The following is a 23,019-nucleotide window of genomic DNA, read 5'->3' on the forward strand; positions in this document are numbered from 1 at the left end:
GCCGAGAAGCGGAACGCCGAGAACGTGACCTTCACAGAGTCGGCCGCTGTGGCAGGCTGGTATCTGGAGAACTGGAATGATCGGAAGGCTCTTTCTCGACCGTTCGAGCCGCCGGCCCAGGAGTGATTGCCTAGAGTTCCATCCCTTGCCCCAAGTGGCAGGCTGGACCAGCCGGGAGCTCATTTCATGCTCCGCACTCTATCTCCTTTATTCGCCGGAGTTGGGGCCACCTCATCCATGCTTACCGCTGCAGGACCATCCTGACGCCGAACACGAATTTCGATGCGTCGACGCTCCTTTGAATCTCCGGGCGCAAGTCCATCAGTCAGTACATCCGCCGGCTTAATGAGCTGGGCACCTGAGAGGGGCAGCACCGCTACGCCTGATAGCCTTGGGTCACGACGCAGGACACTTGCAACGGAGACCGCTCTAGCCATTCCGAGGCCCGCATTATCAGCAGGATTCAGCTGGCCGATGTCTAACGTCCCGGCAATAGCTTTGACGAGGCTCGAATCGAGGTTCGATGTCCGGCCACCCATTGGCTGCTCATCGGTATGGCCCACGACTTCAACGACATGTGCGTCGTACTTTCTTACGATCTCCGCAACCTGATCAGCGATCGAGGTCTGTAACTTGTGCTCGAACTGCGTAGTCAGGCCCGCTTTCCCGCTTGGGAAGCTATAGCCTTTTGCCTCACTGAGATTGATTATGGGGGGCCAGTCATGCTGGCCGGCGCGCTTAGCTTGCGTCATAAGTCCCTCGGCGGCCAAGTGAACCAGCTCGTTAGGGGCTTTGTTAGCCAGCTCTTGGTTAGTGGACAGAGCTTGCTGAAGAGCCTTTTGTTTCTGGGCCGAAGCTTCTAAGCTGCCGACATTCGCGCCTTGGTCGATCAGTCGCATCATCTCGCGGACATCATTCTTTTCCGAAATCAGTCGCTCCGGATCTAAACCAGACTCCTTCAGGTTTCTGACAGTCTCGTCCGAAGCAACGAGACGCTTCCAGTCCTCCTCAAACTGCCTCCTGGAGGCTTCGTCCCCAAGTTGGCTAGCGTTCGCGAGAGCTGCCAATCTGGCCAACTCAGCATCTTTCTGAATGGCCGCCTCTCTCAGACGACGGTTGGCTTCCTCAAGTGACGAGGTCTTGCTTCTTACATCGCTTAGCGCCGCACGGGCAGCCTCAAGGGCGCTCTCCGCCTGCTCTCGCTTCTTTTGTTGGCTTTGCATCGCCGCCGCTGTCCCGAGAAGCAAACAGAAGATCAGGAGCAACATAATCTCTGCCATGGTCAGCCCCAAGACGAGGCCGCGGCGATATCCAGCGTCATCAGCCCCGATTGTTCGGGAGGGTACAGCCATCAGAGAGACGCTCCAGCGCCGGAACGATCATTCTCGCTCTCATGCTGATGTATGGTCGCGGCATCGAGCCCTGGGGACCTCACGTCTGCCGGCTGGCGACGCAACCCATCTAGAAAGGCACTAAATTTCGTTGCCACCGACTGCAACGCGGCAGCTCCGGTAGCCGCCTCGACTGACGCCGCTCGCAACGCTTGTTCTGCAGCAGCATGCGAGTGAGCTCCCTCGTCAACCTTCCGGACGGCTCCATCCACCTTTTGCATTGCTTGCACAAAAGCCTCATCTCGGGCGGCGACCTTTTCCGCCGCCTCGGCTAACGAGCGTGTGCTGCTTTCAAACTGAGCCGCCAGAGTTCTCAAGGTTTGAGTGTGCTGGCGCTGTTCCTCAGCAGCTGCTTCACCCCGCGTCTGAGCTGCGCTCTCTGCTCCCTCCAGCCGTTTGGCGAACTCTCGAACAGCGGTAGCAAGCTCGTCCGAGATCGGCTTCATACTCACTTCTATGACTTTGTCCGGCCCTTGCATCTTAGCAAGATTTTCAGACGTGGTCTGAAGAGCTGCGGCTACTGCTGCAGATTGCGTAGCCAGCTTGTCATTCTCTTCTGCGAGCCTCCTGGCAGCGGCATCTAAAGTGTTGCCCAGCGCATCCGCGAGGCTCGCTAAAGTGGCGCTTGAGCTCTCGGACGACGTACGAAAAGGCTCGGCCGCCTTTACAGTCATTTCTTCGAAACGCGCGAGAATCGCCCCGGACACTCCCGTCATGGTTTCTCTGACGTGATCGAAACCCTCCTTGACTTGCTGCTCCGTCCCGCGGCGGAAATGAGCCAACTCGACTACGGTAGCATCAAGTTCGCGGCGCATTTTGCGGGCTGCTTCAGCCATCTCTAAGCGTGCGATATGCTCCACATCCAGCGGGTCGATGCTCATCTGGTTGAAAGCAACCCGGAGAGCTACGCCCGCGATAGTGGTAGCGACCGCGACGCCGAAATTATTGAGGATTTCCTCCACGGGCGCATCTGAATGAAACTGGTACAGCGAAGCGCCCAGGCTTGTCAGTGTATAGAGGAAGCCGAGATAGTAGACATTGTCGCCTGCTTGGTCGGCACGCAGACGCGCGAACGGCAGGAACTGCACAATTGCCGAGTACAGGACCAGAAGCCCAACTGGAACGGATGTCACCAGGAACGGGGCCAAACCAAAAAACTTGGCGACCACGATGTAGGCCGCACCAGCAGTAATGAACGCGAAGAAAACAACCGGATTGAAGATAGCTGCGAACTTGCGCCTTCCGTCGTTCCTTGCCATCAGCCGAGCCCCTCAAGCTTCTCAATTTCTATCAGTTTGCCGCCGTTGTCAGTGATCCAGTGGCTCCAAAAATCGACATGTCGGTTTGCGTCGAACCGGGAACCCTGTCGGACGACATATTTGATCCGCACCTCCGCGCCAGACAGGTCAGCTGAGAGAGCTTGTTTGGCTGTTGAGTTTTTGAACGCATCCCACGACACACCTGCCCGGTATTGCGAGTAGTAGGGGCCATTTTCAATCATGTCGGACACAACAATGAGTTGCTTGTCAGCGTCGCGTACCTTGTCGCCCTCAAATCTCTCGACCGCAACTCGCTGAATTGTTTCCATCAGCGGTGACGTATCGGACTTGCCTACGGTTAACGTCTGCTCAAGCGCATCATTCAGCGGAGTACGAAACCCCTCGTTCCAAAGCTTTCGGGCGAGCGCAGGATTGGCGACTAACTCGCTCAGGTTGGATCCGTCGCCAGGATTACACTTGGAGAAAACTGTCCTCCCCTCCTCATTTGAGGGATCGAGGAGCCTCAACTCCAAAAGACCGTACTCTGGCGTTCTACCAGCAAGGTCCGAAAGATACACCGCAAGCTGCCGCCGAGCGATGTCGGGAATGGCATCCGTCGCGTCTAACAACACAATGGTTAGGGACTGCGGACCATCGACGGGGCAGAGCGTCTTCGCTTCGAGAACAGGCCGTCGTTCGGTCGTGAGGGAGAGCCAGGCGAAAACGCTGACGATTGCGATCGTTCCAATAACCAACGCGGAGATCAAAAAGATGGTGCCGATCCCCGCCCCACCTCGAGAGCGGGTGCGCCTACGCCGCCTTGACATGCACAACATCCTGCTCGGGTACGATCTCGTCCAAGCTCCGGTATCTGCGGATAGCTTCATCAAATTGGCTGTAAAGCAGCGTCAGTTCTGCAGTGAGTAGGTCCTGCGCCTCAGATATTCGCTTGCCCAGCTCCTTAGGCTCCCAATCAGTTTGAACGTTTGCAAGCGCCTGAACTCGATCCATTTTCCAGGACTGGCTGAAACGACGCGGGGGCTTAGTAGTGCGCGTCCTGGTGTTCGGCTCACGGTAGATGGTCAGCAGCGTGTTCCCTGCCCTTTCAAGCTGCGCTTGATGTTGATCGAAGAGATGGATGAGCCGCGTACGGCTAATCAGGATATTCTCATGCTCGCTCCGCTTCACCGATAGGTCACGGCTGATCATCTCCATCTCTTCCTTGAACCGATCCCTAATGTCGGCCAGTTCATCGATAAGACCTGCGACTTCATCCCTATAGCTGTCCCGCTTTTCAGACAGCTTTTTCTCAAGCTTCGCGAAGCCGGGATACGGGTCCATCATTCCGTGTGCATCGATAAAGGCGATCAACGAGAACAGCGATCCGATAGCGAAGTAGACCCAAGAATTGAAGTTCTTGAGCCCAAGCGGAGCAGTACGGAGCCGCTCGATTACCTCACGTCCTCCCCCTTCAGCGAGAGCGATCGTGGCTTCTCGATAATGAGCAAGAGCGAGATTGAATCCAAGGCAGCCTAGGGCATAGAGAGAGAAGCAGAGAAGACCCGCTAGCCTCGGACCGACAGAACGGTGGTGAACTAGCGATGCACCACGCGCCAAGAGGAACGCCCAACCGATGTTAATGAAGGCGAAGGCTACTGCCTCACTGAATCCCCCGAGCAATCCCTGAAGATTACCTGCCGACAGGAAGTAGCCATTCAGGACGGCCTCTACCGTACCTAGGAAGACAAGCAATGACCACTTGAGGGCCGTGGCAAGGCCGCTGGGCACATAAGCGGTTCGTTCCAGGTGATGGCGCTTACGAAAGGTCTCATACTCCCGTTCTGTCTCCCTTAGGTGGCGCCGTCGGTCGTGCAGATCGTTGATGCCCTTTGCGACTTCCGCGTTAAAAGACGCGAGGACCGCTTTGCTTCCAGTCCGGATAGAACCAAAGCGAGCCTCGAAATCCAAGTTGGAAAGCCTCTCCCCATAGGTCCTAAGCTCGTCCTCAAGGATTGCGTGCGACGACTTCCGAACGGATTCGACCCGTTCCAGAATTCTTGCCTCTACCTCGTCCATCGCAGCAGAACCGGCCAGAGGTTCGTCCTTGGCCCCTCGCTCCGATCCAGATGTCTCAAGCTGCAGCTCAGATGCCACTCTCGAGACATCAAGGTCGGGAAAGGTTTCCAGCGAGGAGCGGAAATCATGTCCCGGACGAGATAAGGTCTCCACGAGAGCTCGGAACGGGCTGTTCTTCAATGGAATGTCCTTGGATCAACAGGGGGATGCTGTAGCAAGCTTGCAAGCGCTAGCAACTGCAGATTGGCGCCTTCAACGCCTCTTCGAGTGTACAGTGAAGCCATCATCCGTCGCATGCGCAGCCAGCATCCTTGTAGCATTCATCGTTCTGACTGATGCAGGTGTTCCCGCATGCTTTCCCCTTGCGGCAGTGCTTACAGCAGGACTGCACGGGGATCCGAGACATATTCCGGGGAGGAGGAGACTTCAGCCATACCGGTAGTCGCAAGACATTCGCTGCTGATACCGGCATGGTAGAGAGCAGGCCAATGACCGCTGCTGCACCTGCTCCAACACGAAGTCGCCCGGCCATGTCTTTCCTGCTCGATTAAGAGGCTCAACGCTAAGACGAGCAACTGCAATCGCACAACAAAGATCGAGATGTCTATGACACTGCCCACAGGCAGTTCGCTAGTTTATCTCGGGGAAGCACTGGCTTCTACGCCGTTCGCATAGGAGACGGCGGCACGCAAGAGAAGCCCGCCAGAACTCAAATGCCGGAAGAGGCCACACATTGGCCTGTTGGTCCGCTTCGATAAGCGGCTTGATCCGGCGCTCCGAGTTGTGGCCGGCCGCCGAACAGCCGCTCGCGCACCTTAGCGAAGGGAGCCGGTCCTGAAAGGCCCGCCTTGGATCGGTTTCCACGACCACAGCGTCTTAGATCTTGAACGATGCTCGAAGAGTCTCGACGCTTTCCGGTCGTCTGCCGCGTATCGGCTTGCCTAGGATGCCAGGCACGTAGCAGTTCCGAATGAACCAAGTCTTCTTGGAGTTGCGAACATCAGGATTCGCGCGAAGCGCCATGGCAATCATTGCTGTTTCAAGAGCGTCGATCTCCATATTCAGCACGAGCTGAACTCCGGGAGAAATTACCCCGGTTCGGCTCAATGCGAGGGATCAAATGAAGGACGGGGGCGCCCCGCTTTCGTTCCGACGAAGAGATGTAATGGTTCAACTTATGAGTCTGGAAAATCTCACCCCGAAAGCCCGCCTTCGCGTTCGTCTTACCCACGTACCAAGGTGTGTAAGTGGCACCGTGACAGGTTGAGAAGACATAGATCCCAACTGCCCGTGAAAGGCCCTCGCTCCACTCCTCTACCTCGTCCCAGAACTCGATCAGGCTCTCCCGAGATATGTTGGCTTGAAAGCGTGGGGTCCAAAAGGGTCCATAAACGTCGTACTTCACAGAAGCCTCACCCACATCGTGCAACGGCAGCTTGCGCGTACGTGTCCGTTCTATCAAGCGCCCGAGATCACACACTATCCGGCGCGTCGGCCGTGGCCTTACTGTTCGGGGTCACGCTGGCGAAGGGCTCGCCATCGGGAACGATGCCGGTCGCGCCGCCGAAGCCCTTCAATGCGTTCTGGGTGACCAGATCGAGCGTCGTGGTCGTGCCGCCCTGGTCCTGACTGAACTCCACACCGCAGACGGTCAGATCGGCATCGATCATCATCATGTCCGACTTCACCTTGACCTGCAGGCCGACCTCCCACAGACCCGTTCAAGATTTCACAACCGTCGCCCGGCTTCACCCGCGACTTCGTGAACGTCGATGGCTCGGGCTTGCCTCTGTCTCGCTGACAGAGAAGCGAAACGTTCGGGCTGGCGATCGTGCGTAAGCCGCGGAGATTGACACCGTCTCCAGTCGCGGAGCCGGTTGCCGCTGACAACGATCTCGGCAAGCTCCTGTGACCTCGGAAGGCCTCCTCCTACTCGTTCTCGTTCAGCGGATTGCGGAGCCGGGTCTTCAGACCGCCAAAGCGGTTCTTGCCCTCCGGTGGCGTCCTCCCCTCGATGACGTGGCTGCGCTTGCCGCCCTGCTCGTCGAAGGCGGCCAGCGCCCGGTTTGCCGGATGCGCCGGGTTCTGGCGAAAGAAGGTATCTCGCTCTTCGTCGCTCATGCCGGTGACCCCGCGGCGGTTCTCGTCTGCCGGGGTGGCAACCATAGTGCTCGGGTTCTTCGCCATGTCAGGCCACCATCAGCGGAGAAGCGGGAAAACGCTTCGCCTCTACCGGCTTGAGACGCCGGATCCGGGACTCGATCGCGAGGTTCACGGCCGCCACAGCGCTGGTGCTTTCGCCGGCATCGCGATCAATGCCGCGGAGGAACTCCGTCTCTACCCCGGCGAAGCCACCGATCCGAACCTCGGTGAAGTTGCCGGAGCGAATATTCCGAAGCCCGTTGAACTCGGCCACGATGGGAGCCAGGCCGGCTACCGCCTTCTTGAATTGTTCCTGGACCTCCCTCTCCCGCGCTCCGGCCCAACGGTTCAGGGCGGCACGGTATTCCTCGGCAGCTTTCTGCAGGCGCTCCGCAAGATCGGCCTTCATGGTGCCGACGGCGCTGGTCAGGCCCTCCAGCCTGGCCAGGGTCTCATCCGCGGTTCGGAGATCCTTCTCCGCCGCCTTGTCGCTGGCGCCCTCCAGTTCGGCACGGAGGAGGCGCTCACGGGCGGCGGTACGGATCGCCTCCGCCTCGTTGCGCTGGGCCATCAGCCCATCGGCGCGGCTGGCGACGCGGTCGCACTCGGCGATGATGGCGTGCACCGCGTCGGCGACATTGCGAACCTCGCTCGGCAAATCAAACTTCGACATGGACTAGCTCCTGTCTCTCGCGGCCGCATCAACGGCCGCCTGGCGCCGGGCAAAAATGGCTTCGGCACTGGATCGGCGTAGCGTGGCCGCGGCGGCGCTGGCGCTTTCTGCCGGCCCTCTTTCGCCACGGGCAGCGGCGCGATCGGCGGCCATTCGCTCGCCTCCCGCGGCGACGGCCTGCCGACGTTGCTCGAAGATCCGGCCGGCCCGGCTATCGGCTACCGGGGCCGGCGTCGGCTTGCCGGTCTGCATGGCCTCGGCGCGGCGGGCGAAGATCGCCTTGGCATCGATCGTCCGTGAGGCTTTCCAGCCGTTGGCGTTGGCTGGGGCACTGAACGACTGGGCCAGCCATCTTGGCAGCGGCTCGGCCTCGGTAGATCGCGACGGTGACGGCTGCGCTCGCGCCGGCTGCCGGGACGCCTGGGCCATCGGCCCGTGCTGACCTCGAAGGGCGCGGAGGGCATCAACCGCCTCCATTGAGGACATGGCTCCTCGGGCATAGCTGCTCGTGACCTGCGCGATCGCCTCCGGCGGAACGCCGTCCCGCGTATAGCGTGCCGTCCAAGCTTTGACGTTCGTATTGATGATGTGCTGATTAAGCATGGGGCCTCCCCCTTGTGAGGTGCGAGACCGCGCCGACGAACGCAGGGAAATGTCACCCGTCAGCGCGGTCTCAGCTGCCCGGTCCCCACCGGGCATTCCGAACAGGGCGAGATGCCCCATGTTGCTCGGCTCAGGCATCGCTGAGCGCCGCTCCCTCAATCTGCAGCCGTTCCTGCCGGTAGGTCTCCCACGCCGCCTCATCGACCGGCTCCCCCGCTTGCAGCGCCAACCACTCCCACCGAGGCTTCACGAAGGCCTCGAGGTTCCAGATGTCAGGATCGGCGTTTCCCTCGAAGGGGCCGAGACCTTCGCAGACGGACGCGACCGCCTCCATCATGGCGATCTTCATCAGGCGCTCTATCGTGTAGGCGATCTTCATTGGCGCCCCGGCCATGACGGCCACGACCGTAGCGTTGCCCGCGGTGCGGTAGGCCAGGCTCATGCCGACGGCCAACGCTCCCTGATCGAATGGATTGAAGCAGTCGTCGACCGGCTCCAGGCCGTGCGGCACGCTCTTCGGCAAGCCGGGCATCGGCTTCGAACGCCCGGACTGCTTCGGCGTTGCGGGCTTAACTCCGCCCTCGCGCACGATGCGTTGCGCTCGGTTCGCGCCCTTGTCCGCGCTGGTCTGGGATACGCAGTAGCGGTTAATCCAGTTAAGCGCGGCTTCACGGTCGATTTTACCGTCCCCGCGAACCGGAAGTCCTCGCTTGCAGTATTGCGAGATCCGCGGCTTAGAAACGCGAAGTTCAGCAGCAAGTGCAGCCTTGGTAATGACCGTCACCCCCAACCCCCCGGAGTTGCACAGTTAAGCGGTTTGAAAATGTTGGAGCTAGTCGGGGACTGCACTCGCGCGTTACCCCCGAGGCCCGGGGTACCCTGGAAGGACCCGTGATGGCCCCCGGCCCCTCCTGACGTCGGCTGCCGGCCTACCATCCTCAGCGCGCCCTTCCCGGCGCGATGGCCTTGCGGAAGGCGGTGAGCGCATTCACGGCCGGCAGGCTGGCGCAGGTCACGCCTTCGCGTTGCAGGCGCTCGGCAACCGCTTCCCGGGCATAATCGGACATGGTGATGCCCCGGCCCTCGGCAGCTGCCCGCACCGCTTCACGGAAGTCGGACGGCACCGAGACGTTCAGGCGATCGATGAAGTAGAGGTGATGGTGCGGCTGAGACATGCCTCCGAACCTACCGGGGACAACGGCTTCGCTCCAAATGCGGAAACGTCGAAAACGTTGATGCGAAACGTCGAAAACGTCGATCGACCGTCGCGCGACGCGGGTGCGACTGTCGCGCGACAGGCTGCTACTTCCTCGGATGCTTCCCCGCCTTTGCGCCTATTGCCTCTCGTTTCGCCCTGCCACGCGCAGGATTCGGCGCCCCAGACGTGTCCGCATCCTGGTCGATGATGGCGACCGATAGGCTTGCCTGAAGTTTGGCCGGCCCGCTCAGTTCGGACAGAGCCTCGTGGATTTCATCACGGAGGGCGGCCTCGATGCCGGCCGCCCTGTCCTGTCAGGGCATCAGCAAGCTTGCCGGGCATCGCCAGGAGGCGATCCCGGACGACGCCATAGTCGCGCTAGACGTTCTGCTTGACCTGATCAAGGCGCACGAACTCTCCGCGCATAATGGCGTTCCTCATCGCCTCGCGATCTGTCTGCTCGGCAGTCAGCCGCGTCCGCTCTTCCGCCAGCCCGATGTCTTGCGTCCGCACGGGCGCTTGGCCGAAGAACGCTTCACTGACGTCCCGAAGATAGTAGACCGGCGCGCGCCGTTCATCCGGTCGCACGGCTGCACGCCCGCCGCGTCGAGTTTCCTCTTCACGGTCCGCTGATCGGCGGCCCATTCCACTACGAGGCGCGCGACGCTCCACTTGCTGGGCGCCCGCGAGACTGGCTGTTTCTCGTCGCTCATTCGTGATCGTTGCCCGCTGTCATGGGTACAGGACCCCTATGGAAACTTAGGCGCTGGAGATCGCACGAGCTCGCGCGTACCCCTCGACGCCGAGGGCCCCGGAAGGACCCGAGAAAGAGCTGGCGAGTCGCTGCCAACTTGATCCACGCTGTAGAAAGGTCGCAAGGAGGACAACGGGAATGGACGCTCAGCTTGAGAGCTTGGTCGAACTCTACCTTACCAGAGGCGGCAAGGTGTTCGTCAGTCCGCAGTATGACGTACCCTATGACAAGGACGCGCTGGATGGCGGCGCTTGTCCCGATATCTTGGCCCTGGACTTCGAGCACAAGGACGTGCTGGTCGTCGAGGTAAGCAGCGCCGCAGGCCTCACCTCACTCTTTGGCAGAGTTGCCGAGCGGGAGTCACGTTGGTTCGCTCCCATTCGGCGGCGTCTGCAAGCAGATAAGATCATCGATACCGCGTGGAGCCTTCGGTTTCTCGGCTTCGTCCGCGAGAGCAACGTGGATCACGCGAACCGCAAATTCACCGCTCAGGCTGACGTCCTTTTCGTGGCCTTGGAAAGTGCTGCCTTCTCGTTTGCCTATTGGGATAAACGTGCAACCGGGCTGCCTCGTTAGAGGCTCTTCGGCACGACGCCATCGAGGACTGCTTCTCCGGGCGCCGGAGCGCGCTGCAAAGCCGGCCCGCAGAAAAGTCCCCGGTTACGTTTCGTGCATTTTCCCGGATACGCTGGCGTAACCAGGGGCCGAAAAAGCTCAATGTTTTCGGTGCTGACCTGACCCATTCCCCGGTTACGCTGGCGTAACTGCTCTATTAGATCTTGGGAGAGAGGGTTTTTCGGCAGCATCCCTGCGAGAGGCTGAAGGCGCTTGCTTTCCCGTAGCTCTCTTGACGGCAGTGGCGCGCTCCACGCGCGCCCTCGCCTCGTCTTCCGTCTTGCTCCCCAGCCATTCGTTTGTCGGTCCGAGAGCGTCCGGAGTTCCGAGCCAGGTGAGCCGGTAGGTTGAGGGACGCCGAAGCGACCCGTAAGACCGGCCGCCTCGATCCGTGACCGCGACGAGCCCGAGCGCCTGCAACTCGGCGATCGCCTCCGAGATTGACGGCCGGCGGAGCCCGCGCGCCTCGATGTCGCTGTATGGGACCACAAGCGCGCCATTCTCCTTGCCGCCCGTCCGGGCATGCTCCGCCATGATGGCCCCGAGCACCTTGAAGGCACGGTGTGAGAGGACGAGCCAGGCGGGCGAATCCAGGAGCGCGCCGGGCACCGGAACGCTCCAGCCGACTCCCTTGGGGAGGCCAAGCGCCTTGCGCGCGCGGCCGATCACGACGTTGGTGTCCCTGCCCTTTTGGTCCACCTTGGTCCGGATCAAGCCGCGCCTCCCGGCGTGAGAACTAGAAGCCAAAGCTCCGCCCGAATCGCCGCCTCCAGCGCCCGGATCTCGGAAGCAATCATCTCGGCAATGATCCCGCGGCGGGCCATCGTTTCGGCCTGGATGTCCAGCTGTCGCCGGAGGTGACGCTCGCCGGCATCGTGAGACAGCTGTGCCATTCGCGACGCATGCCGAAGCACAAAGTCACGCCGGCGGACGGCTGGGAACGGCAGAACCTCTGCACTGCAACGCGCGAGCGCGACCACGCGCGCGGTGCCAGACTGGTCGGCTCTCATGCTCGACTCCTCAGGATGATGATCGGCTGGCATTGCTCTGGCAATGCTACAAGCCCGGATAAAGCAATGCTGCTTCTGAGCCTGCCAACACGTAGTGACGCCCACCTTCTCGGACGTCCGGGAATTTGCGACACCGTCGTGCGAATCGGAACTCGCGTTACGATGCGTTTCACCGAATTTCATGCGGCGTGCACAGCTAGTCTCGGCTGCAGTAGCGGTGGCTCTCCCACGTCGCGCTTCACTACCGCGTGAGCTCAGCCCGATTTTGTAGAAAAACCTGGAGAGACGCCTCCGAGACAGTCCAGCGACCGCCAATTCTTGCGCCGTCTACGCGCTTCTTCTTGATCCAGTCACGGATTACAGCGTCGGACACACGTGCGAGCTTTGCTGCCTCGCCGGTGTTGAGACGTCGATCCGTTGACCACGGTACGAACGGCTCAGCATCTTCGGCGAGCAGCGCTCGAATTGCGGCAGCCTCTCTTTCCATCGTTACCGCTGTCTGCTCCAGCCGAATGCGAGCGGCAGCATCCATCAGCTGACGAGCCCCTTCTCCCGGGCGGTCTCCAGACCGCGCGAGACCGCGTCGGCAAGCTCCGGGAGCTGCTCGATCCGACAGGCGAACCCCTCGCGACCGGGCTTCATCTGGCCGTCAGCGTCGCGGTACCAGACGCGGAGGCCGACGAGGCGCTGGCCCTTGAACTCGTTCAGCACGACGCGGATCGTCTCGCGGGCATTCTTGCGGATCTCGGCAATCAGAAGGTCATCGGACATCAGTAGCTCCAAACGGAAGCGGCCCGCGCGATGGCGAGCCGGAGGAGGCTTTGCAGGGAAGGACGCGGCTCAGTGCCGTTCGGTGGAACTGGGGGCGGTGCTGATCGCCTGCATGGCGCTAGCAACGTCGCCGCTGCTCGCCGTCGCAAAGGGGGCGGCGGCCTTGATCAGAACGGCCTGGATCTCCGGCTCGCTCAAGTCGGTATTGACCAGGTGCTCCGCGAGCGCGCGAGCATACCTCGCCTCTTCGAGCGCCAGCACTCTCTCCCGACGCATCTTGAACGCTGCGATTGCCTCGCCGGTGATCGCCGTCAGAAGGTCGGCATCTAGCACCGACTCAGCCACTGGCCAATCAACGTTGCTGAGGTTGCACCGATGAACGGTGTTGCCGAAGAGCAGTGCCATCGTCCGCCCCAGCCAGCCGATTGGCTCGCCGCAGTACGGGCAGCACCACGACGGCATCGGACGGGCGAAGCGCAGCCTAGGCACGAGCCCTCCTCCGTACAGCATAGGCCGTCGCCAGAGCCATGCCGGCCGCCTGCCCGACGTGCTCGGTCGTGGCCGTCGGCCACCAGCGCTGAATTGCGGCAAGCATCAGATCGGGATCGGTTAACCGGCTCTGATAGAGGAAGGCCGCGATCGCCGACGCCTCGTCCGCAGGTCGGTCAGACACCCTGCGCTTCCTCCAACTGGTCGAGACGCCGAAAACGCTCCAGCTCGTCCTCGTCGCCCGCGTAGATGTGCTGGCGTGCCAGGCTGAAACCGGGGGCGAGTTCGTCGCGGGAGCCGTCCGGCCAGCGCCGGGCAACCGCCGGGTAGACGTGCTCGGAGCTCTCGAAGGGAGTTCCCGCTAGAAAAGCGGCGATCTCGCCGGAGCGATCAGCGCCGGTCATCGGAACGCCCTCCGGCGGCCGCCGCTTCCTGCTTAGCGAGCCAGGCGGTCAGGGCTGAACGGCGAGCACAGACCTTGCCTGCAATCTTGAAGGTTGGCAGACTGCCTTTTTCGCGCATGTGGTGAACCTGCCTGGCTCTAACGTTCAGAAAGCTGGCGATCGCTGGCACCCCGTAGAGCAGGTCAGCTTCCGAGTTTTCGATCTTTTCCATGTCGCACCTCATGTCGCGGCCATGTCGCGCGGACGATCCGGGCCGCCGAGCGAAGTTGAGGAAAATCAAGGGCTTAGACGTAAGCCACGGCATGTACGCAAAAGGCCGCCCGGAGGCGGCCTAGTGCTTTGTTTTCGTTGCTCTTTCGGGCTTTCCGCAGTCGGTCTATGACAACTTCGAACCAGAGGTCGAACACGACGCCGCACCAGTGATCCGTCAGGAACTGACGGACCGAATTGAAGTAGCGCCAAGCCTCCATGAGAGCGGCGCGGGCGGAAGAATAATTCGACTTTGAGAAGTCCCGGAAGACCAACTCGTAAGGCATGTTCAGCCCGGTGCCGATCGCCCGCAGCATCACCGTCGCGAACTGATCGAGGCCGACCATGTTCTGGTTTGGCGTGAACGGCGACATCTTGGTCCCCGGTGGCAGCGGGATCATCGCCCCGCCCTGCATCTGCAGGCTCCAGTCCCGCAGCGAGTCCTGGTAGGCCGCCATGGGATGCTCGGCATCGGCGAAGAGCTGCTCCACGCCATCCTTGTCGAGCGGCGTCTCCAGCGCCGCGAACACCAGCGAATTGAGCACGGCCAGCCGAAGCTGCTCCGTGTTCATTTTGTCGAACATCCGGAACTGCCGGAGCACCGAGGTGATCACGGCTTTGCCACGAGTTTGCCCGACCCGGTCGGACTCGTAGACGTGGATCACCCGCCGGCGCCCCCATGTCTGGTAGGCGGGGATGCGTTCCCACGTGAGGCTTTGCGCAGTCTGCGCCCCGAGGAAGTCGCCCGGATGAGTCTTGCGAATGTTGTAGGCGACGGCCGCCCCGTAATCGTCGAGCTCGATCCCGCCGCGCTGGTTCATCGAATCCATCTGCCCGTACGGGTTGGACAGACGGGCCGGATCGACCAGCTGCAGCGATGTGTTCCACTTGGACCCGGTGCGCTGGGTCCAGAGCGGCAGCGCCAGGCCCTCCCCAGTCGCCGCGATCATCCGTGCCTGCAGCCGCGTGGAGACGTGAAAGTTGTAGCGCAGCCCGACATCGAACCAGTCAGTGTCGGTGAACGACCGCCACAGCGATTCCACCTGACGCGACCAGCCGTCCGCCCAGGCCCGATCGCGCCCGATCGCAACGATATCCGGGTTCGGCTTGCAGATGATCCGCGGGCCGACGACGTTGTCGACGAAGGTGCGCTCGGCGCCTGATGCGATTCCGTTGTTGCGGGCCAGATCGTCGATGCGCGCCGCGATCGTATCCATCTCGGGCAGGAGCGCGGCATCCGGCGAGATCCGGGAGACACGGTTCCAGCTCATCATGTCGCGCGCAATGCGCGAGGCGGCATGATGGCTCGTCTCGGAGTCCGGCATGCTCATCTGTGCCCGGCCGGTCAGCCGGCCCATGGCTTTGGTCAAGAAGCCCATGTCAGAAGCCCAGATTGATGGGGCCGCGCCGGACACGGATGCCTTGCGCCGCGGCAACCTGGTTCTGCAGGCTCGTGATGTAGGCCTGCAGGTCGGTCTTGTCCGCCTGCGAGAAGCTGACAGACTTGCCCTCGTAGGACACGGAGACCGTCGCCTGGCCGGTGAGCAGCTTGTGATAGGCGACCTGCGCTTCAGCGAGCCATCCCTGAAGCGTCATCAGATCGGCCATTCAGCATCCTCAGAGGTACGGGTCGTTCATCCGCGCCAGCGGACGAGCTTGGAAGAACCGGTTGCGCACCGCTTCCTTCGGTTTGCCCTCGGCATCCGATGGAGCGTCGGGCGCCACCGCATATTCCAGGCTCTGTTCGATGCGCCGCGGCAGCGACCGGCGCACAGCCAGAGCGCCGACGAAGGTGTCGAGCACCTCATTCCGCTTGCCCGGCGGGAGAACCCAGACGGTGTAGGGCACGCCGGCCTTGTATCGTGTCTCGCGCCGCTCCGACGTCAGCTGCTCGAAGTAGTCCGGCCCAAACCCTTCTTCCGTCGGGAAGTGGATCAGGCCCGGCCGATGCTCACCATCTTCGCCCGGCGCGATCGCCAGGCGCGCATAGATGGCTTCCTTCGCCGCATCGACACCGATCAGCCAGACGTTATCGTTCGTCTTCAGCGACTTCGAAGCATGCGTTGGCCACATCGGGTATTTGCCGGCGCGGCCCTTGGTCGGAAAGATCCGCCGCGCCTTCCGGGCCCGGCAGAACGAGTAGACCTGCGCGCCATGATGGCCGCCTGTGTCGATCCCGAAGGCACCCACCCTGATCTTGCGACCTGATGCCGTCACGAACCGCCGCAGCAGCAGCGCGTCGAGTTCCTTCCAGGCTTGTGGCTGCGCCGGGTCCTGGTTGATGACCTCGTAGACGAATGGCCAGCATTCCTCGTCGGCGCCCCAGCCGATCAGCTGCGCTTCCAGCCGATCGCCCTGCACGTCGCAGAAGCCCGTGATGACGCGCACCTCGTCCGGCAGATCGTCAGGCCCGTACACCTCCGCCCGGGTGATCAGGTTCGCGCTCTCGACGCCCTCGCCTTCTTCCCAGGTCTCTCCCAGGACGAGGTTGACGAAAGTCCGCAGCAGCGCCGGATCCTTGTGGACCCGCAGCCACTCCTCGACGAGCCGCGCCCAGGCGGCGTTCGGGAACAGGCTATAGCCGGCCCAGATATGGAAGCCGGCATGACCATTGAACGGCTTGCCCGCCCGCCACTCGCCGGCATCGATCATCGCCGGCTTGTCGTGTTCCTCGATGCGCTCGCGGCACTCTTCCGCTTCGCAGACGAAGTGCGCCGTCTCCGGAAGAGGCGCGCCCTCCTCGTTCTTGTCCCAGTGCAGGTTTGCCCATTGCAGGACCTGCATGTGGCCGCAGTGCGGGCACGGCACGAAGTAGCGCCGTTGATCGCTTTCCGCCCACGCCTTCTCGATGCGGCTGACGCCCTTCACCGTCGGGGTGGAGCCCAAAATGATCTTCCGGTTCCAGAACGATTCCGAACGCTTGGTGCCGAGCGCGATCTGATCGCCCTCGTTGCCGGCGCCGTCGGCCGGATATCCGTCCACCTCGTCGAAAGCGATGATCCGCGCCGTGATGCGCCGGAACCCGCCGGGACTGTTGGCGCCGACGAAGGACACCGACGAGCCGTTGCGGAAGACCCGCTTGAGGATTCGCTGGTTGGAATCCTTCGCCTTCAGGTCGCCGGCGATCTCTGCCAGGACCGGCGTATCGCGCAGCATCGGCGCGATCTCGGTCCGGCTGTAATCCTCCGCATCCTCGACGCGCGGCTGCACGATCAACTGCGGCGACGGATCCTGGTGGATGAAATAACCCACCACGTGGTCGAGGATCTTGGTGTAGCCGACGCGAGCCGACTTCATCACCGTGATCTGCTTGACCGTGGGATCGGTCACCGCATCCATGATGCCGTTCTGGTAACCGAAGGCTTGGAACTTGCCGGCATCCGCACTCGTCTCCGCGGAGAGGAAAGCGTACTTGCCGGCCCACTCGCTCAACGACAGGATCGGCGGCGGCTGCAGGGCCTCCGCCCGCCCTCGCCTCAGCTCATCAAGAAGACGGCCCGAACCTTTCTCGTATCGACTGCTGGAGGTCGGCGGGGTCTGCACCTCCGTGACCGTCAAGCCTCAACTCCTCAAGGACCAGCGCCACCTCCGCGTCGATCAGCGCCTTCACTTCTTCCGCCGATCGCAGCACCGCGGCGCGAGGCGCCACTCGGGAGGCGATGTTCAGGAGGCGGTTGCGCACCAGCGCATATTCTCCGGTCACGGCTGTTACCACGTCGCCGACCAGAACAACGGCGCCGATCTCCCGGTCGTATTCAAGCTCGCGCAGCAGAGCGAGGTAGCTTTCCTTGTGGCGCTTGGCCTCGGCTTCCGTGGCAAAGACCCGGCCGCTTTCAAAGACGAGGCGCTCCGCCTCATCCTCGATCGTGTCCGGCAGCTCCAACGCAGGTGCGGACACCAGTGCGGACAGTTGGTCCCTGTCCGCACCCTTGCTGTCCGCACTGTCCGCAGCCGGCCCATTGCGCTTGCGCCAGGCTGTCCCGACCAGTGCGGGATCAAGCTTTCCGTCAGCAAGAACAGGCAGATAGCCGCTTTCGATCTTCCGGCGCACGACCTTGTCGGAGCAACCGTCACGACGGGCGAACTCGCGGATCGAGATGCCGTCAACAGGTGCGGACACCATTTGGACCTCTGCACCTACAGATCAATCGCACTCGCGCGTTACCCTCGGGCCGTGGGGGCCCCGGAAGGACCCGCGAACGCCTTGATCGGGCTTAATCGGCCGTCTCCCAAACAAGGGAAAGTCAAGACGCCATGCAAAAAGGAACAGAATAATCGGACGTTCAGCGCCGCGTCTTCATCGCCGCCTGAATGCGGCCGGGGAATGCGCGCTGCACCTCTTCGGTCATGAAGCGGCGGAAGTCGCTTTCGAAAGGCACATCCTGCTTGATGCGCGCCTGGCGAGCGAGACCATACATCAGCTTCAGCTTGGAGCGCTTGCCCTTGCCGACGCGCTGGTAGATGGCGTTGCCCTTCACGACCTTGTTCTGCAGGTTCGCCGGGCGCTGCGTCTTGCGCACGCCGCTGGCGCCTCTGCTCACCTTGGCCGAGGGAATGGCCAGTCTGCCCTTGCCCTGCTTCACGCCACCCTCGGCATGCTTCTTCAGGCTTGCCCTGCCCAGCTTGTCGTAGATGGTGACGCTGAGCTTCCGCTTGGTGGCGCGCTCGCCCTTGGTGGACAGCGCGCCCTTCATGAAGGACTTGTTCCGGACCGTCACATGGGACGGCCATGTCTCGTTGATCAGCCGATCCCGCGTTTTCTCGGCAGCATCGTTGAGCGCCTGAGAGAGGGCGAACGGCACTTGGTCGGCAGCGGCATCCAATAGGGACGCCATGCGCTCGAAAGCGCTGAGGTTAATATTGAGCACGAGATGCCATCGGCATGGGAGCGATGCCCTTGAGCAGCCCTCTCGCCTCCTCCCTCACATCCCACCAGTTCAGCTTCGGCGCGGTCGCAGCCATGATGATATCGCCGCGCAGGAAGCCCTGGAACATGACCGCGAGTGCCTCCTCGTGAAGGATCTCCATGCGCGGTGCCATACGACCGCGGGCCAGCGCCCAGAGGACGCGAGATGGCTGGCCGTTCAGCACCTCGGGCAGGAACGAGTGGCAGAACTCGTGGTCGACGTTGTAGGCGTCGATGTCGTGGCCGTAGCCGAGCCGCTGAGCGAGCGCCCGATATTCTGGCGTGTCATGCGGCTGCGAACCGTAATAGGTGCCGTCCGGAAAGTGGGTGACCACGTCGCCGGGATAAACCTCGATCCGGCAGAACGTGAGCTGGATGACGCGATCGGGCTGCATCGGCCTACCGCAGAGCCGTGAGGTTGAACCGGCCGCGCGGTTCGCGACCGGTGTCGAGATTGTAGAAGACCAGCTCGTTGCCGCGCTGGATCATCATGGAGCGCTTCGGCGACTCGTTCCGGCGCAGGCGCATCTCACGACGCAGCCGGAATGCGAGCCAGAGCCGACGCAATGCTAGGGTGCGACACTCAGCCAAAGGTTGTCCTCTCTGTCACGCCATGCCAGCGTCAAGCATCGAGATTCGTCAGATGTTGGAGTGATGAGTGGCCAGCTTTGAAGAAGATACCCTGGCGGAGTTCGCCGCCGTAAACACGGTCGCCTTGACCGCGCTAAAAGCTATTGCGCTGCTCCAACCGGATTCGTCTGCTTTCCTTGCTCAGATTCTCGAGGGAGGACTGAAAGCGATGGAGCAGACGAACTATTGGAGCATTCCTGCTGACCGACGGGAAGCGTTTCTCGAGAATGCGAAAGCTCGCTACTCCGACGCGATTGCGAGCATCCGAGTGCGCTAAGCCCCAATTTGCGACGAGCGACGGCTGCTGCTTCTGTCATCAGGAGACGGCGGTCGTATCGGTTGACGACGCTGCCGGGTCGATGACGACGTCGTTCGCGTCCACGCTGCCGAGCGTGTCTTCAGCCATCACGGTATCGGCCTGCGCTGCCGGCGCATCGGCCTTGATCACGTCGTAGGTCGAGGCCTTCAGGACCAGGTTGCCGTCGAGATTTTCCTTCGCCCAGTTCTTGGCGTCGTACTCGGTCGTGAAGTGGCCGGTGCGCTGCTCGCCACCTTCGGAGACCTCAAGCGTGACGCCCGCGAGATCGCCGGCGGCGATGGTAACGGTGTCGGCGGAGATTTTCTGATCGGGCATGTTCTTCTCCAGATGCGAAAAGCCCCGCTGATCGGATGATCAACGGGGCATAAGCCCGATGCCAAAGCAGAGCGGGGACGGGTCAGCCAACCAGCGCCTCCTCAAGAGGCAGGCGGGGTGGCTTGTCACAGGGCAAAGCGGCGATCTTCGATGCTAGCCGGTTTTGTGCGATGGTTATTCTCGGATCATCCGGAGATAGGTCCGCCGGCAGGTCGCTGGAGCAATCTTTGATGCAGAAGATCAAGGCTACAGGTCAGAGAGGCTCATGGTTCGCCAGAGCCGACGGGGAGAAGCTTCCTTGTGTGCACAAGCACTGGTGGCGGGGTGGCCGCTACCATGACCCGTTCGCTAGGCCAGGAGAAAAGAAATGGGACGAGTTGATCGATGCGATCAGGACGGGGAAAAGGGTCATCCTGACTGACGATGATGTCTCTGCAGATTCTTCGGAGTTCCGACGCAAGGGCTACATTGCAGTCTTTGCTGTTTCAGACGTTCACGTCGATGAGACCGGCCTTCATTTCTCGATGGATGCTCGCTTGAAGGAGCTGAAGTAAGCGCACCGTAGCCCTAAAATGCAAAACCCGCCGCGATTTCTGGGGCGGGCGCAGATGTTCGAATATGGTGATCTGACATAAAGGCTGGCTTTACGTCAATCCCCAGTGTTCAGCGAGGGCATCGAGACCAGCAAGAAGGTTGTGGATACCGAGACTGCCGACCGGCACCTCGTTCTCCTCGCAGCAAGCCCGCACTGCTGCGGCGGGCGCACCCTCCCCCAATGCTGCCTTAGCCGCATCCATGTCGGCAAGAATCTTACGCTCGCTCTTGGCAAGTTCGAGCCCCTCGTCGCTGTCCGGATCGGGTTCTCGGATACTGCCTCCTCCGAACAGAGATGCCGCCTTTGCCACCGGTTTCGGCGCGGCCAACGCCTTGCGAGTTGCCGAAGCCAAACGGCCCCAACGCTTGCCTGCTTCATACTGCTCGGGTGTCAGTCGCCTGGCTAAGAACAGTCGGCCAATCTCAGTCGCCCACTCTGGCGCTGCCATCCCCAGTAGCGCCGCATCCCGCAGCCGCTTCGCCTGACCCGGCGTACAGGCTTCAGTCACGAGCCTGCTAGCACGCGACAATCTCCCGTTCGCTTCGCGTACGGGTACGATCTTGAGCTTCTTCTTTGCCACAGCGGCCCTCCAATGGGTCGCCGCAGCACGTCGTGGGGCAAGGACAGGGTAGCCTGCCCTACAAGATTCGCAAGCGCCACTTTTCGGCTAAGCACATCTCGGAGGATGCGATCCAAGAGCTTGCACTACTGCCTTGGTTTCGGAGTCCGCTTAACAACCGCCTCCCACTCGCGGCCAGTAACAGGAGATTGCAAGAACAGATCCGTCAGAAGGTCGACAAAGTCTTCTACTTGACCTCTGTTAGTGTGATCGACTTCGAAGTGAGCGTTTCCCTCTTCTATTCGACATCTCAACCGAAGTCGCTTTTGGGCAGCCCTGTCGACGAGTTTTTGAGGATCGATATCATTGATTAAGCCGTAGCGATGAGCTGCGGCCAATCGTTTGGCAAGCATCGTCCTCTTCCCGATCTCTGCCTTTAGCTCGTCGGAGTTCGGACCGAGCCCGAACTTCAACGCCAACGCGTCCATAGCCTCGCCCGACTTCCGCACGGTGACATCCCTGATGTTAGTCACTGACTCGAAGGTCCTGAAATTCGCTATGAAGACCAGCCCCTCCCAAGCGAAAAAATCGATCAGTCCATCGAAGCTCACGACGGCGCCATCGATTGCCACCATCTCGTTCCGATCTCGACTGAACGCTGCAGCAACTGCCCCTTTTTTCCTGAGAGTGACAGTGAGCCCTCTCGATCCTCTGAAGAGAGTCAAACGGCGGCCATCAGCAAAATTTAGCCGAGTAGCGTAGAACCTGGCTTGATCGAGCAATCGCTCGTCACCGTCGAAACGAACCGGCCAATCGTCCTGAGGTACTTCGTCAAGCCATTCGGCGATCGCCGGAACCTCTGCAACCTTGAGCACCCCAATACTACCCTCCACCATCGCATCGAAGTCAAATTCGGAGAGCGCTTGGTCGTCGGCTGCGCGTCCCTCTAACTTCGCAAGGGAGTGCCTTGAAGCCGACGCCAGTTGGTCTGCCACGGCCCCTTCCATCGCCAACTTGTACCAGTCGTGCGGACGCTCTCTGGTATGACGTGAAAAGAAAAAAACGTGACAGCCAATTCTATCGCCAGCTCCCAACGCGACACGTATGTCAGCGAGAGCTGCGAACGCGTCATCGATCAATGCCATCTATAACCCCTACCTTAGGAGGCATAGAATAGCTTCGAAGGTTGTATTTCGTGAAGCGTTAGTATCTCTTCAGGAAGAAAGTTAGATCGGCGCGTGATTATGACACCCGACCTTCCTGAAGGCAGCTTCGCCCGCATAATTCGATAGCGAAACAGTAAAAACAAGGGATTAACGTAGACGGTGTCAGTTCTGAACATAATCAGCATCAGAACGGCGTAAAATACGCACGCAGGGACAACCTTTGCCCACGAGCTAAGATCATCAATCATAAGTGGGGGAATGTAGGAGAGCATGTAGCTCAACACGCTCTCGTCTAGTGGCTCTATGTCGTCAACTGCATAACGCATTGGAGAGCCTTGCTCGAAGCCCGAGCGCAACTCGTTAAACATGAGGATCGACGCAAAGAACGCGCAGGCAGAGAGGCCCATCACGAACAACCCGGTTATACCTGTACTAGCGTTTTTCCAGTCATGCTGAGCGGCCTCCCCGGCAAAGAGCAAGAGGTACAAAGGAGAAAACGAGCAGAACAGGAAGCGAGCGCGATACCAGCTGGTCATTCGTCACCATCCAGAACAAAACACGAACTCTAGAGGATCCTCACGCATCCGCAAGAGCGGTCTCTGAAGAGATTCTAATAGGATGGCTGTACCGATTTGCCTATCGGCGCTCGTGGGCCGCAGGACGGGACGGGCGTTGCTCGACAGGAACGTCTAAATCTGAGGCGTTGGAACCTTTTGTGGACGAGTTCTGTGCGAGACGCGGATGCCAATTGAGAACTCGCGCCGGAGCTACTTCTTACGCTTGACCTGCCCCTAAGAATATCCTCCACGCGGCGTTAGAGTCCGGCCCTTGAAAGGACGGACGGACGGAATGAAGCGAGCGAGATTCACGGAAGAGCAGATCATCGGGATCCTGC

General features: G+C 61.1%; 33 protein-coding genes. 4 read left to right on the forward strand and 29 right to left on the reverse strand.

Translation table 11 applies throughout. The features are described from left to right. Nucleotides 1-179: 179 nt before the first annotated feature. The 10 genes from BMY25_RS19590 to BMY25_RS19640 form a co-directional block, all read right to left on the reverse strand. Nucleotides 180-1,280, reverse strand: coding sequence for an OmpA family protein (locus tag BMY25_RS19590; protein ID WP_143062056.1), 1,101 nt, complete (start codon nt 1,278-1,280; stop codon nt 180-182). Nucleotides 1,281-1,351: 71 nt separating this feature from the next. Next, nucleotides 1,352-2,650, reverse strand: a complete 1,299-nt coding sequence (locus BMY25_RS19595; protein WP_092499842.1) for a hypothetical protein — start codon at nt 2,648-2,650, stop codon at nt 1,352-1,354. Beyond that, a complete protein-coding gene (locus BMY25_RS19600; RefSeq protein WP_092499844.1) occupies nt 2,650-3,417 on the reverse strand; it encodes a hypothetical protein in 768 nt (255 codons plus the stop codon). Before BMY25_RS19600 ends, BMY25_RS19595 begins: the two co-directional genes overlap by 1 nt. A gap of 43 nt (nt 3,418-3,460) precedes the next feature. Continuing rightward, a complete protein-coding gene (locus BMY25_RS19605; protein ID WP_143062058.1) occupies nt 3,461-4,906 on the reverse strand; it encodes a hypothetical protein in 1,446 nt (481 codons plus the stop codon). Between the two features lie 1,292 nt (nt 4,907-6,198). Then, the gene (locus tag BMY25_RS19615; RefSeq protein ID WP_143062059.1) at nt 6,199-6,402 is read right to left on the reverse strand and encodes a hypothetical protein; all 204 of its coding nucleotides are present in this window, start codon (nt 6,400-6,402) and stop codon (nt 6,199-6,201) included. A 253-nt stretch (nt 6,403-6,655) separates the two neighbouring features. Then, a complete protein-coding gene (locus BMY25_RS19620) occupies nt 6,656-6,847 on the reverse strand; it encodes a hypothetical protein (RefSeq protein WP_177176962.1) in 192 nt (63 codons plus the stop codon). Between the two features lie 67 nt (nt 6,848-6,914). Next, nucleotides 6,915-7,541, reverse strand: a complete 627-nt coding sequence (locus tag BMY25_RS19625; RefSeq protein ID WP_092499852.1) for a hypothetical protein — start codon at nt 7,539-7,541, stop codon at nt 6,915-6,917. Between the two features lie 3 nt (nt 7,542-7,544). Then, the gene (locus BMY25_RS19630) at nt 7,545-8,144 is read right to left on the reverse strand and encodes a hypothetical protein (RefSeq protein ID WP_143062060.1); all 600 of its coding nucleotides are present in this window, start codon (nt 8,142-8,144) and stop codon (nt 7,545-7,547) included. 130 nt (nt 8,145-8,274) lie between these two features. Continuing rightward, a complete protein-coding gene (locus tag BMY25_RS20610; protein WP_143062061.1) occupies nt 8,275-8,928 on the reverse strand; it encodes a hypothetical protein in 654 nt (217 codons plus the stop codon). A gap of 154 nt (nt 8,929-9,082) precedes the next feature. Next, the gene (locus BMY25_RS19640; protein ID WP_092499858.1) at nt 9,083-9,319 is read right to left on the reverse strand and encodes a hypothetical protein; all 237 of its coding nucleotides are present in this window, start codon (nt 9,317-9,319) and stop codon (nt 9,083-9,085) included. 317 nt (nt 9,320-9,636) lie between these two features. Between BMY25_RS19640 and BMY25_RS19645 the strand changes: the two genes are divergently transcribed. Both BMY25_RS19645 and BMY25_RS19650 read left to right on the forward strand, forming a co-directional pair. Next, nucleotides 9,637-9,975 (forward strand): hypothetical protein, encoded by a 339-nt coding sequence (locus tag BMY25_RS19645; protein WP_092499860.1) that lies wholly within the window; start codon nt 9,637-9,639, stop codon nt 9,973-9,975. A gap of 259 nt (nt 9,976-10,234) precedes the next feature. Beyond that, nucleotides 10,235-10,672, forward strand: coding sequence for a hypothetical protein (locus BMY25_RS19650; protein WP_092499862.1), 438 nt, complete (start codon nt 10,235-10,237; stop codon nt 10,670-10,672). Between the two features lie 174 nt (nt 10,673-10,846). Here the strand turns inward: BMY25_RS19650 and BMY25_RS19655 are convergent, their stop codons facing one another. From BMY25_RS19655 to BMY25_RS20620, 15 genes are all read right to left on the reverse strand, one after another. Beyond that, nucleotides 10,847-11,425, reverse strand: a complete 579-nt coding sequence (locus BMY25_RS19655; protein WP_092499864.1) for a hypothetical protein — start codon at nt 11,423-11,425, stop codon at nt 10,847-10,849. Then, complete coding sequence (locus BMY25_RS21405) at nt 11,422-11,904, reverse strand: DUF6074 family protein (RefSeq protein WP_346432160.1); 483 nt, start codon at nt 11,902-11,904, stop codon at nt 11,422-11,424. Before BMY25_RS21405 ends, BMY25_RS19655 begins: the two co-directional genes overlap by 4 nt. Before the next feature lie 58 nt (nt 11,905-11,962). Continuing rightward, nucleotides 11,963-12,253: a helix-turn-helix domain-containing protein gene (locus BMY25_RS21490; RefSeq protein ID WP_092499868.1), complete on the reverse strand. Its 291-nt coding sequence runs from the start codon at nt 12,251-12,253 to the stop codon at nt 11,963-11,965. After that, complete coding sequence (locus BMY25_RS19670; RefSeq protein ID WP_092499870.1) at nt 12,253-12,492, reverse strand: transcriptional coactivator p15/PC4 family protein; 240 nt, start codon at nt 12,490-12,492, stop codon at nt 12,253-12,255. The genes BMY25_RS21490 and BMY25_RS19670 overlap by 1 nt, the downstream gene beginning before the upstream one ends. A gap of 69 nt (nt 12,493-12,561) precedes the next feature. Continuing rightward, entirely contained in the window at nt 12,562-12,897 is a 336-nt protein-coding gene (locus BMY25_RS19675) for a hypothetical protein (RefSeq protein ID WP_092499872.1), read from the reverse strand. Between the two features lie 76 nt (nt 12,898-12,973). Next, complete coding sequence (locus tag BMY25_RS19680; RefSeq protein ID WP_092499874.1) at nt 12,974-13,165, reverse strand: hypothetical protein; 192 nt, start codon at nt 13,163-13,165, stop codon at nt 12,974-12,976. Beyond that, nucleotides 13,158-13,385: a hypothetical protein gene (locus BMY25_RS19685; RefSeq protein WP_092499876.1), complete on the reverse strand. Its 228-nt coding sequence runs from the start codon at nt 13,383-13,385 to the stop codon at nt 13,158-13,160. The genes BMY25_RS19680 and BMY25_RS19685 overlap by 8 nt, the downstream gene beginning before the upstream one ends. Beyond that, entirely contained in the window at nt 13,372-13,596 is a 225-nt protein-coding gene (locus BMY25_RS19690) for a hypothetical protein (protein ID WP_092499900.1), read from the reverse strand. The genes BMY25_RS19685 and BMY25_RS19690 overlap by 14 nt, the downstream gene beginning before the upstream one ends. Before the next feature lie 73 nt (nt 13,597-13,669). Beyond that, nucleotides 13,670-15,013, reverse strand: coding sequence for a phage portal protein (locus tag BMY25_RS19695; RefSeq protein ID WP_092499878.1), 1,344 nt, complete (start codon nt 15,011-15,013; stop codon nt 13,670-13,672). Nucleotide 15,014: 1 nt separating this feature from the next. Next, complete coding sequence (gene gpW / locus BMY25_RS19700) at nt 15,015-15,242, reverse strand: gpW family head-tail joining protein (RefSeq protein WP_238858440.1); 228 nt, start codon at nt 15,240-15,242, stop codon at nt 15,015-15,017. A 9-nt stretch (nt 15,243-15,251) separates the two neighbouring features. Then, a complete protein-coding gene (locus BMY25_RS19705; RefSeq protein WP_238858441.1) occupies nt 15,252-17,066 on the reverse strand; it encodes a phage terminase large subunit family protein in 1,815 nt (604 codons plus the stop codon). 52 nt (nt 17,067-17,118) lie between these two features. Further along, on the reverse strand, nt 17,119-17,685 hold the full coding sequence (locus BMY25_RS19710; protein ID WP_143062063.1) for a hypothetical protein: 567 nt from the start codon (nt 17,683-17,685) through the stop codon (nt 17,119-17,121). 232 nt (nt 17,686-17,917) lie between these two features. Next, complete coding sequence (locus tag BMY25_RS19715; RefSeq protein ID WP_143062064.1) at nt 17,918-18,469, reverse strand: hypothetical protein; 552 nt, start codon at nt 18,467-18,469, stop codon at nt 17,918-17,920. A 19-nt stretch (nt 18,470-18,488) separates the two neighbouring features. Next, nucleotides 18,489-18,935, reverse strand: coding sequence for a hypothetical protein (locus BMY25_RS19720; protein ID WP_092499886.1), 447 nt, complete (start codon nt 18,933-18,935; stop codon nt 18,489-18,491). A gap of 4 nt (nt 18,936-18,939) precedes the next feature. Then, nucleotides 18,940-19,131 (reverse strand): hypothetical protein, encoded by a 192-nt coding sequence (locus BMY25_RS20620; RefSeq protein ID WP_143062065.1) that lies wholly within the window; start codon nt 19,129-19,131, stop codon nt 18,940-18,942. A gap of 67 nt (nt 19,132-19,198) precedes the next feature. Between BMY25_RS20620 and BMY25_RS19725 the strand changes: the two genes are divergently transcribed. Next, nucleotides 19,199-19,447 carry a P-loop NTPase family protein gene (locus tag BMY25_RS19725; RefSeq protein ID WP_092499888.1) on the forward strand — a complete coding sequence of 83 codons (249 nt, stop codon included), beginning with the start codon at nt 19,199-19,201 and terminating at the stop codon, nt 19,445-19,447. Nucleotides 19,448-19,486: 39 nt separating this feature from the next. Here the strand turns inward: BMY25_RS19725 and BMY25_RS19730 are convergent, their stop codons facing one another. Further along, a complete protein-coding gene (locus tag BMY25_RS19730; protein ID WP_092499890.1) occupies nt 19,487-19,804 on the reverse strand; it encodes a hypothetical protein in 318 nt (105 codons plus the stop codon). Nucleotides 19,805-20,034: 230 nt separating this feature from the next. On the opposite strand from BMY25_RS19730, the gene BMY25_RS19735 reads away from it, so the two are divergent. Further along, a complete protein-coding gene (locus BMY25_RS19735) occupies nt 20,035-20,358 on the forward strand; it encodes a hypothetical protein (RefSeq protein WP_143062066.1) in 324 nt (107 codons plus the stop codon). 90 nt (nt 20,359-20,448) lie between these two features. Here the strand turns inward: BMY25_RS19735 and BMY25_RS19740 are convergent, their stop codons facing one another. The 3 genes from BMY25_RS19740 to BMY25_RS19750 all read right to left on the reverse strand — a co-directional run bounded on the left by BMY25_RS19740 (nt 20,449) and on the right by BMY25_RS19750 (nt 22,660). Continuing rightward, the gene (locus tag BMY25_RS19740) at nt 20,449-20,979 is read right to left on the reverse strand and encodes a hypothetical protein (protein ID WP_143062067.1); all 531 of its coding nucleotides are present in this window, start codon (nt 20,977-20,979) and stop codon (nt 20,449-20,451) included. Nucleotides 20,980-21,104: 125 nt separating this feature from the next. Continuing rightward, entirely contained in the window at nt 21,105-22,103 is a 999-nt protein-coding gene (locus tag BMY25_RS19745) for a Kiwa anti-phage protein KwaB-like domain-containing protein (RefSeq protein ID WP_092499896.1), read from the reverse strand. Nucleotides 22,104-22,117: 14 nt separating this feature from the next. Continuing rightward, nucleotides 22,118-22,660: a hypothetical protein gene (locus tag BMY25_RS19750; protein ID WP_092499898.1), complete on the reverse strand. Its 543-nt coding sequence runs from the start codon at nt 22,658-22,660 to the stop codon at nt 22,118-22,120. Between the last annotated feature and the right edge of the window lie 359 nt (nt 22,661-23,019).

The sequence above is a fragment of the Faunimonas pinastri genome, assembly GCF_900110915.1.
Lineage (GTDB): Bacteria > Pseudomonadota > Alphaproteobacteria > Rhizobiales > Afifellaceae > Faunimonas > Faunimonas pinastri.

What these genes read in the sequence shown, in the direction of transcription:
- BMY25_RS19590 (WP_143062056.1), bottom strand. Translation starts at nt 1,280, where the DNA reads ATGGCAGAGATTATGTTGCTCCTGATCTTCTGTTTGCTTCTCGGGACA.
- BMY25_RS19595 (WP_092499842.1), bottom strand. Translation starts at nt 2,650, where the DNA reads ATGGCAAGGAACGACGGAAGGCGCAAGTTCGCAGCTATCTTCAATCCG.
- BMY25_RS19615 (WP_143062059.1), bottom strand. Translation starts at nt 6,402, where the DNA reads ATGATGATGATCGATGCCGATCTGACCGTCTGCGGTGTGGAGTTCAGT.
- BMY25_RS19620 (WP_177176962.1), bottom strand. Translation starts at nt 6,847, where the DNA reads ATGAGCGACGAAGAGCGAGATACCTTCTTTCGCCAGAACCCGGCGCAT.
- BMY25_RS19625 (WP_092499852.1), bottom strand. Translation starts at nt 7,541, where the DNA reads ATGTCGAAGTTTGATTTGCCGAGCGAGGTTCGCAATGTCGCCGACGCG.
- BMY25_RS19630 (WP_143062060.1), bottom strand. Translation starts at nt 8,144, where the DNA reads ATGCTTAATCAGCACATCATCAATACGAACGTCAAAGCTTGGACGGCA.
- BMY25_RS19640 (WP_092499858.1), bottom strand. Translation starts at nt 9,319, where the DNA reads ATGTCTCAGCCGCACCATCACCTCTACTTCATCGATCGCCTGAACGTC.
- BMY25_RS19645 (WP_092499860.1), top strand. Translation starts at nt 9,637, where the DNA reads ATGCCGGCCGCCCTGTCCTGTCAGGGCATCAGCAAGCTTGCCGGGCAT.
- BMY25_RS19650 (WP_092499862.1), top strand. Translation starts at nt 10,235, where the DNA reads ATGGACGCTCAGCTTGAGAGCTTGGTCGAACTCTACCTTACCAGAGGC.
- BMY25_RS21405 (WP_346432160.1), bottom strand. Translation starts at nt 11,904, where the DNA reads ATGAAATTCGGTGAAACGCATCGTAACGCGAGTTCCGATTCGCACGAC.
- BMY25_RS21490 (WP_092499868.1), bottom strand. Translation starts at nt 12,253, where the DNA reads ATGGATGCTGCCGCTCGCATTCGGCTGGAGCAGACAGCGGTAACGATG.
- BMY25_RS19670 (WP_092499870.1), bottom strand. Translation starts at nt 12,492, where the DNA reads ATGTCCGATGACCTTCTGATTGCCGAGATCCGCAAGAATGCCCGCGAG.
- BMY25_RS19675 (WP_092499872.1), bottom strand. Translation starts at nt 12,897, where the DNA reads ATGGCACTGCTCTTCGGCAACACCGTTCATCGGTGCAACCTCAGCAAC.
- BMY25_RS19685 (WP_092499876.1), bottom strand. Translation starts at nt 13,385, where the DNA reads ATGACCGGCGCTGATCGCTCCGGCGAGATCGCCGCTTTTCTAGCGGGA.
- BMY25_RS19690 (WP_092499900.1), bottom strand. Translation starts at nt 13,596, where the DNA reads ATGGAAAAGATCGAAAACTCGGAAGCTGACCTGCTCTACGGGGTGCCA.
- BMY25_RS19695 (WP_092499878.1), bottom strand. Translation starts at nt 15,013, where the DNA reads ATGGGCTTCTTGACCAAAGCCATGGGCCGGCTGACCGGCCGGGCACAG.
- gpW (WP_238858440.1), bottom strand. Translation starts at nt 15,242, where the DNA reads ATGGCCGATCTGATGACGCTTCAGGGATGGCTCGCTGAAGCGCAGGTC.
- BMY25_RS19715 (WP_143062064.1), bottom strand. Translation starts at nt 18,469, where the DNA reads ATGGCGTCCCTATTGGATGCCGCTGCCGACCAAGTGCCGTTCGCCCTC.
- BMY25_RS19720 (WP_092499886.1), bottom strand. Translation starts at nt 18,935, where the DNA reads ATGCAGCCCGATCGCGTCATCCAGCTCACGTTCTGCCGGATCGAGGTT.
- BMY25_RS19730 (WP_092499890.1), bottom strand. Translation starts at nt 19,804, where the DNA reads ATGCCCGATCAGAAAATCTCCGCCGACACCGTTACCATCGCCGCCGGC.
- BMY25_RS19735 (WP_143062066.1), top strand. Translation starts at nt 20,035, where the DNA reads ATGCAGAAGATCAAGGCTACAGGTCAGAGAGGCTCATGGTTCGCCAGA.
- BMY25_RS19745 (WP_092499896.1), bottom strand. Translation starts at nt 22,103, where the DNA reads ATGGCATTGATCGATGACGCGTTCGCAGCTCTCGCTGACATACGTGTC.
- BMY25_RS19750 (WP_092499898.1), bottom strand. Translation starts at nt 22,660, where the DNA reads ATGACCAGCTGGTATCGCGCTCGCTTCCTGTTCTGCTCGTTTTCTCCT.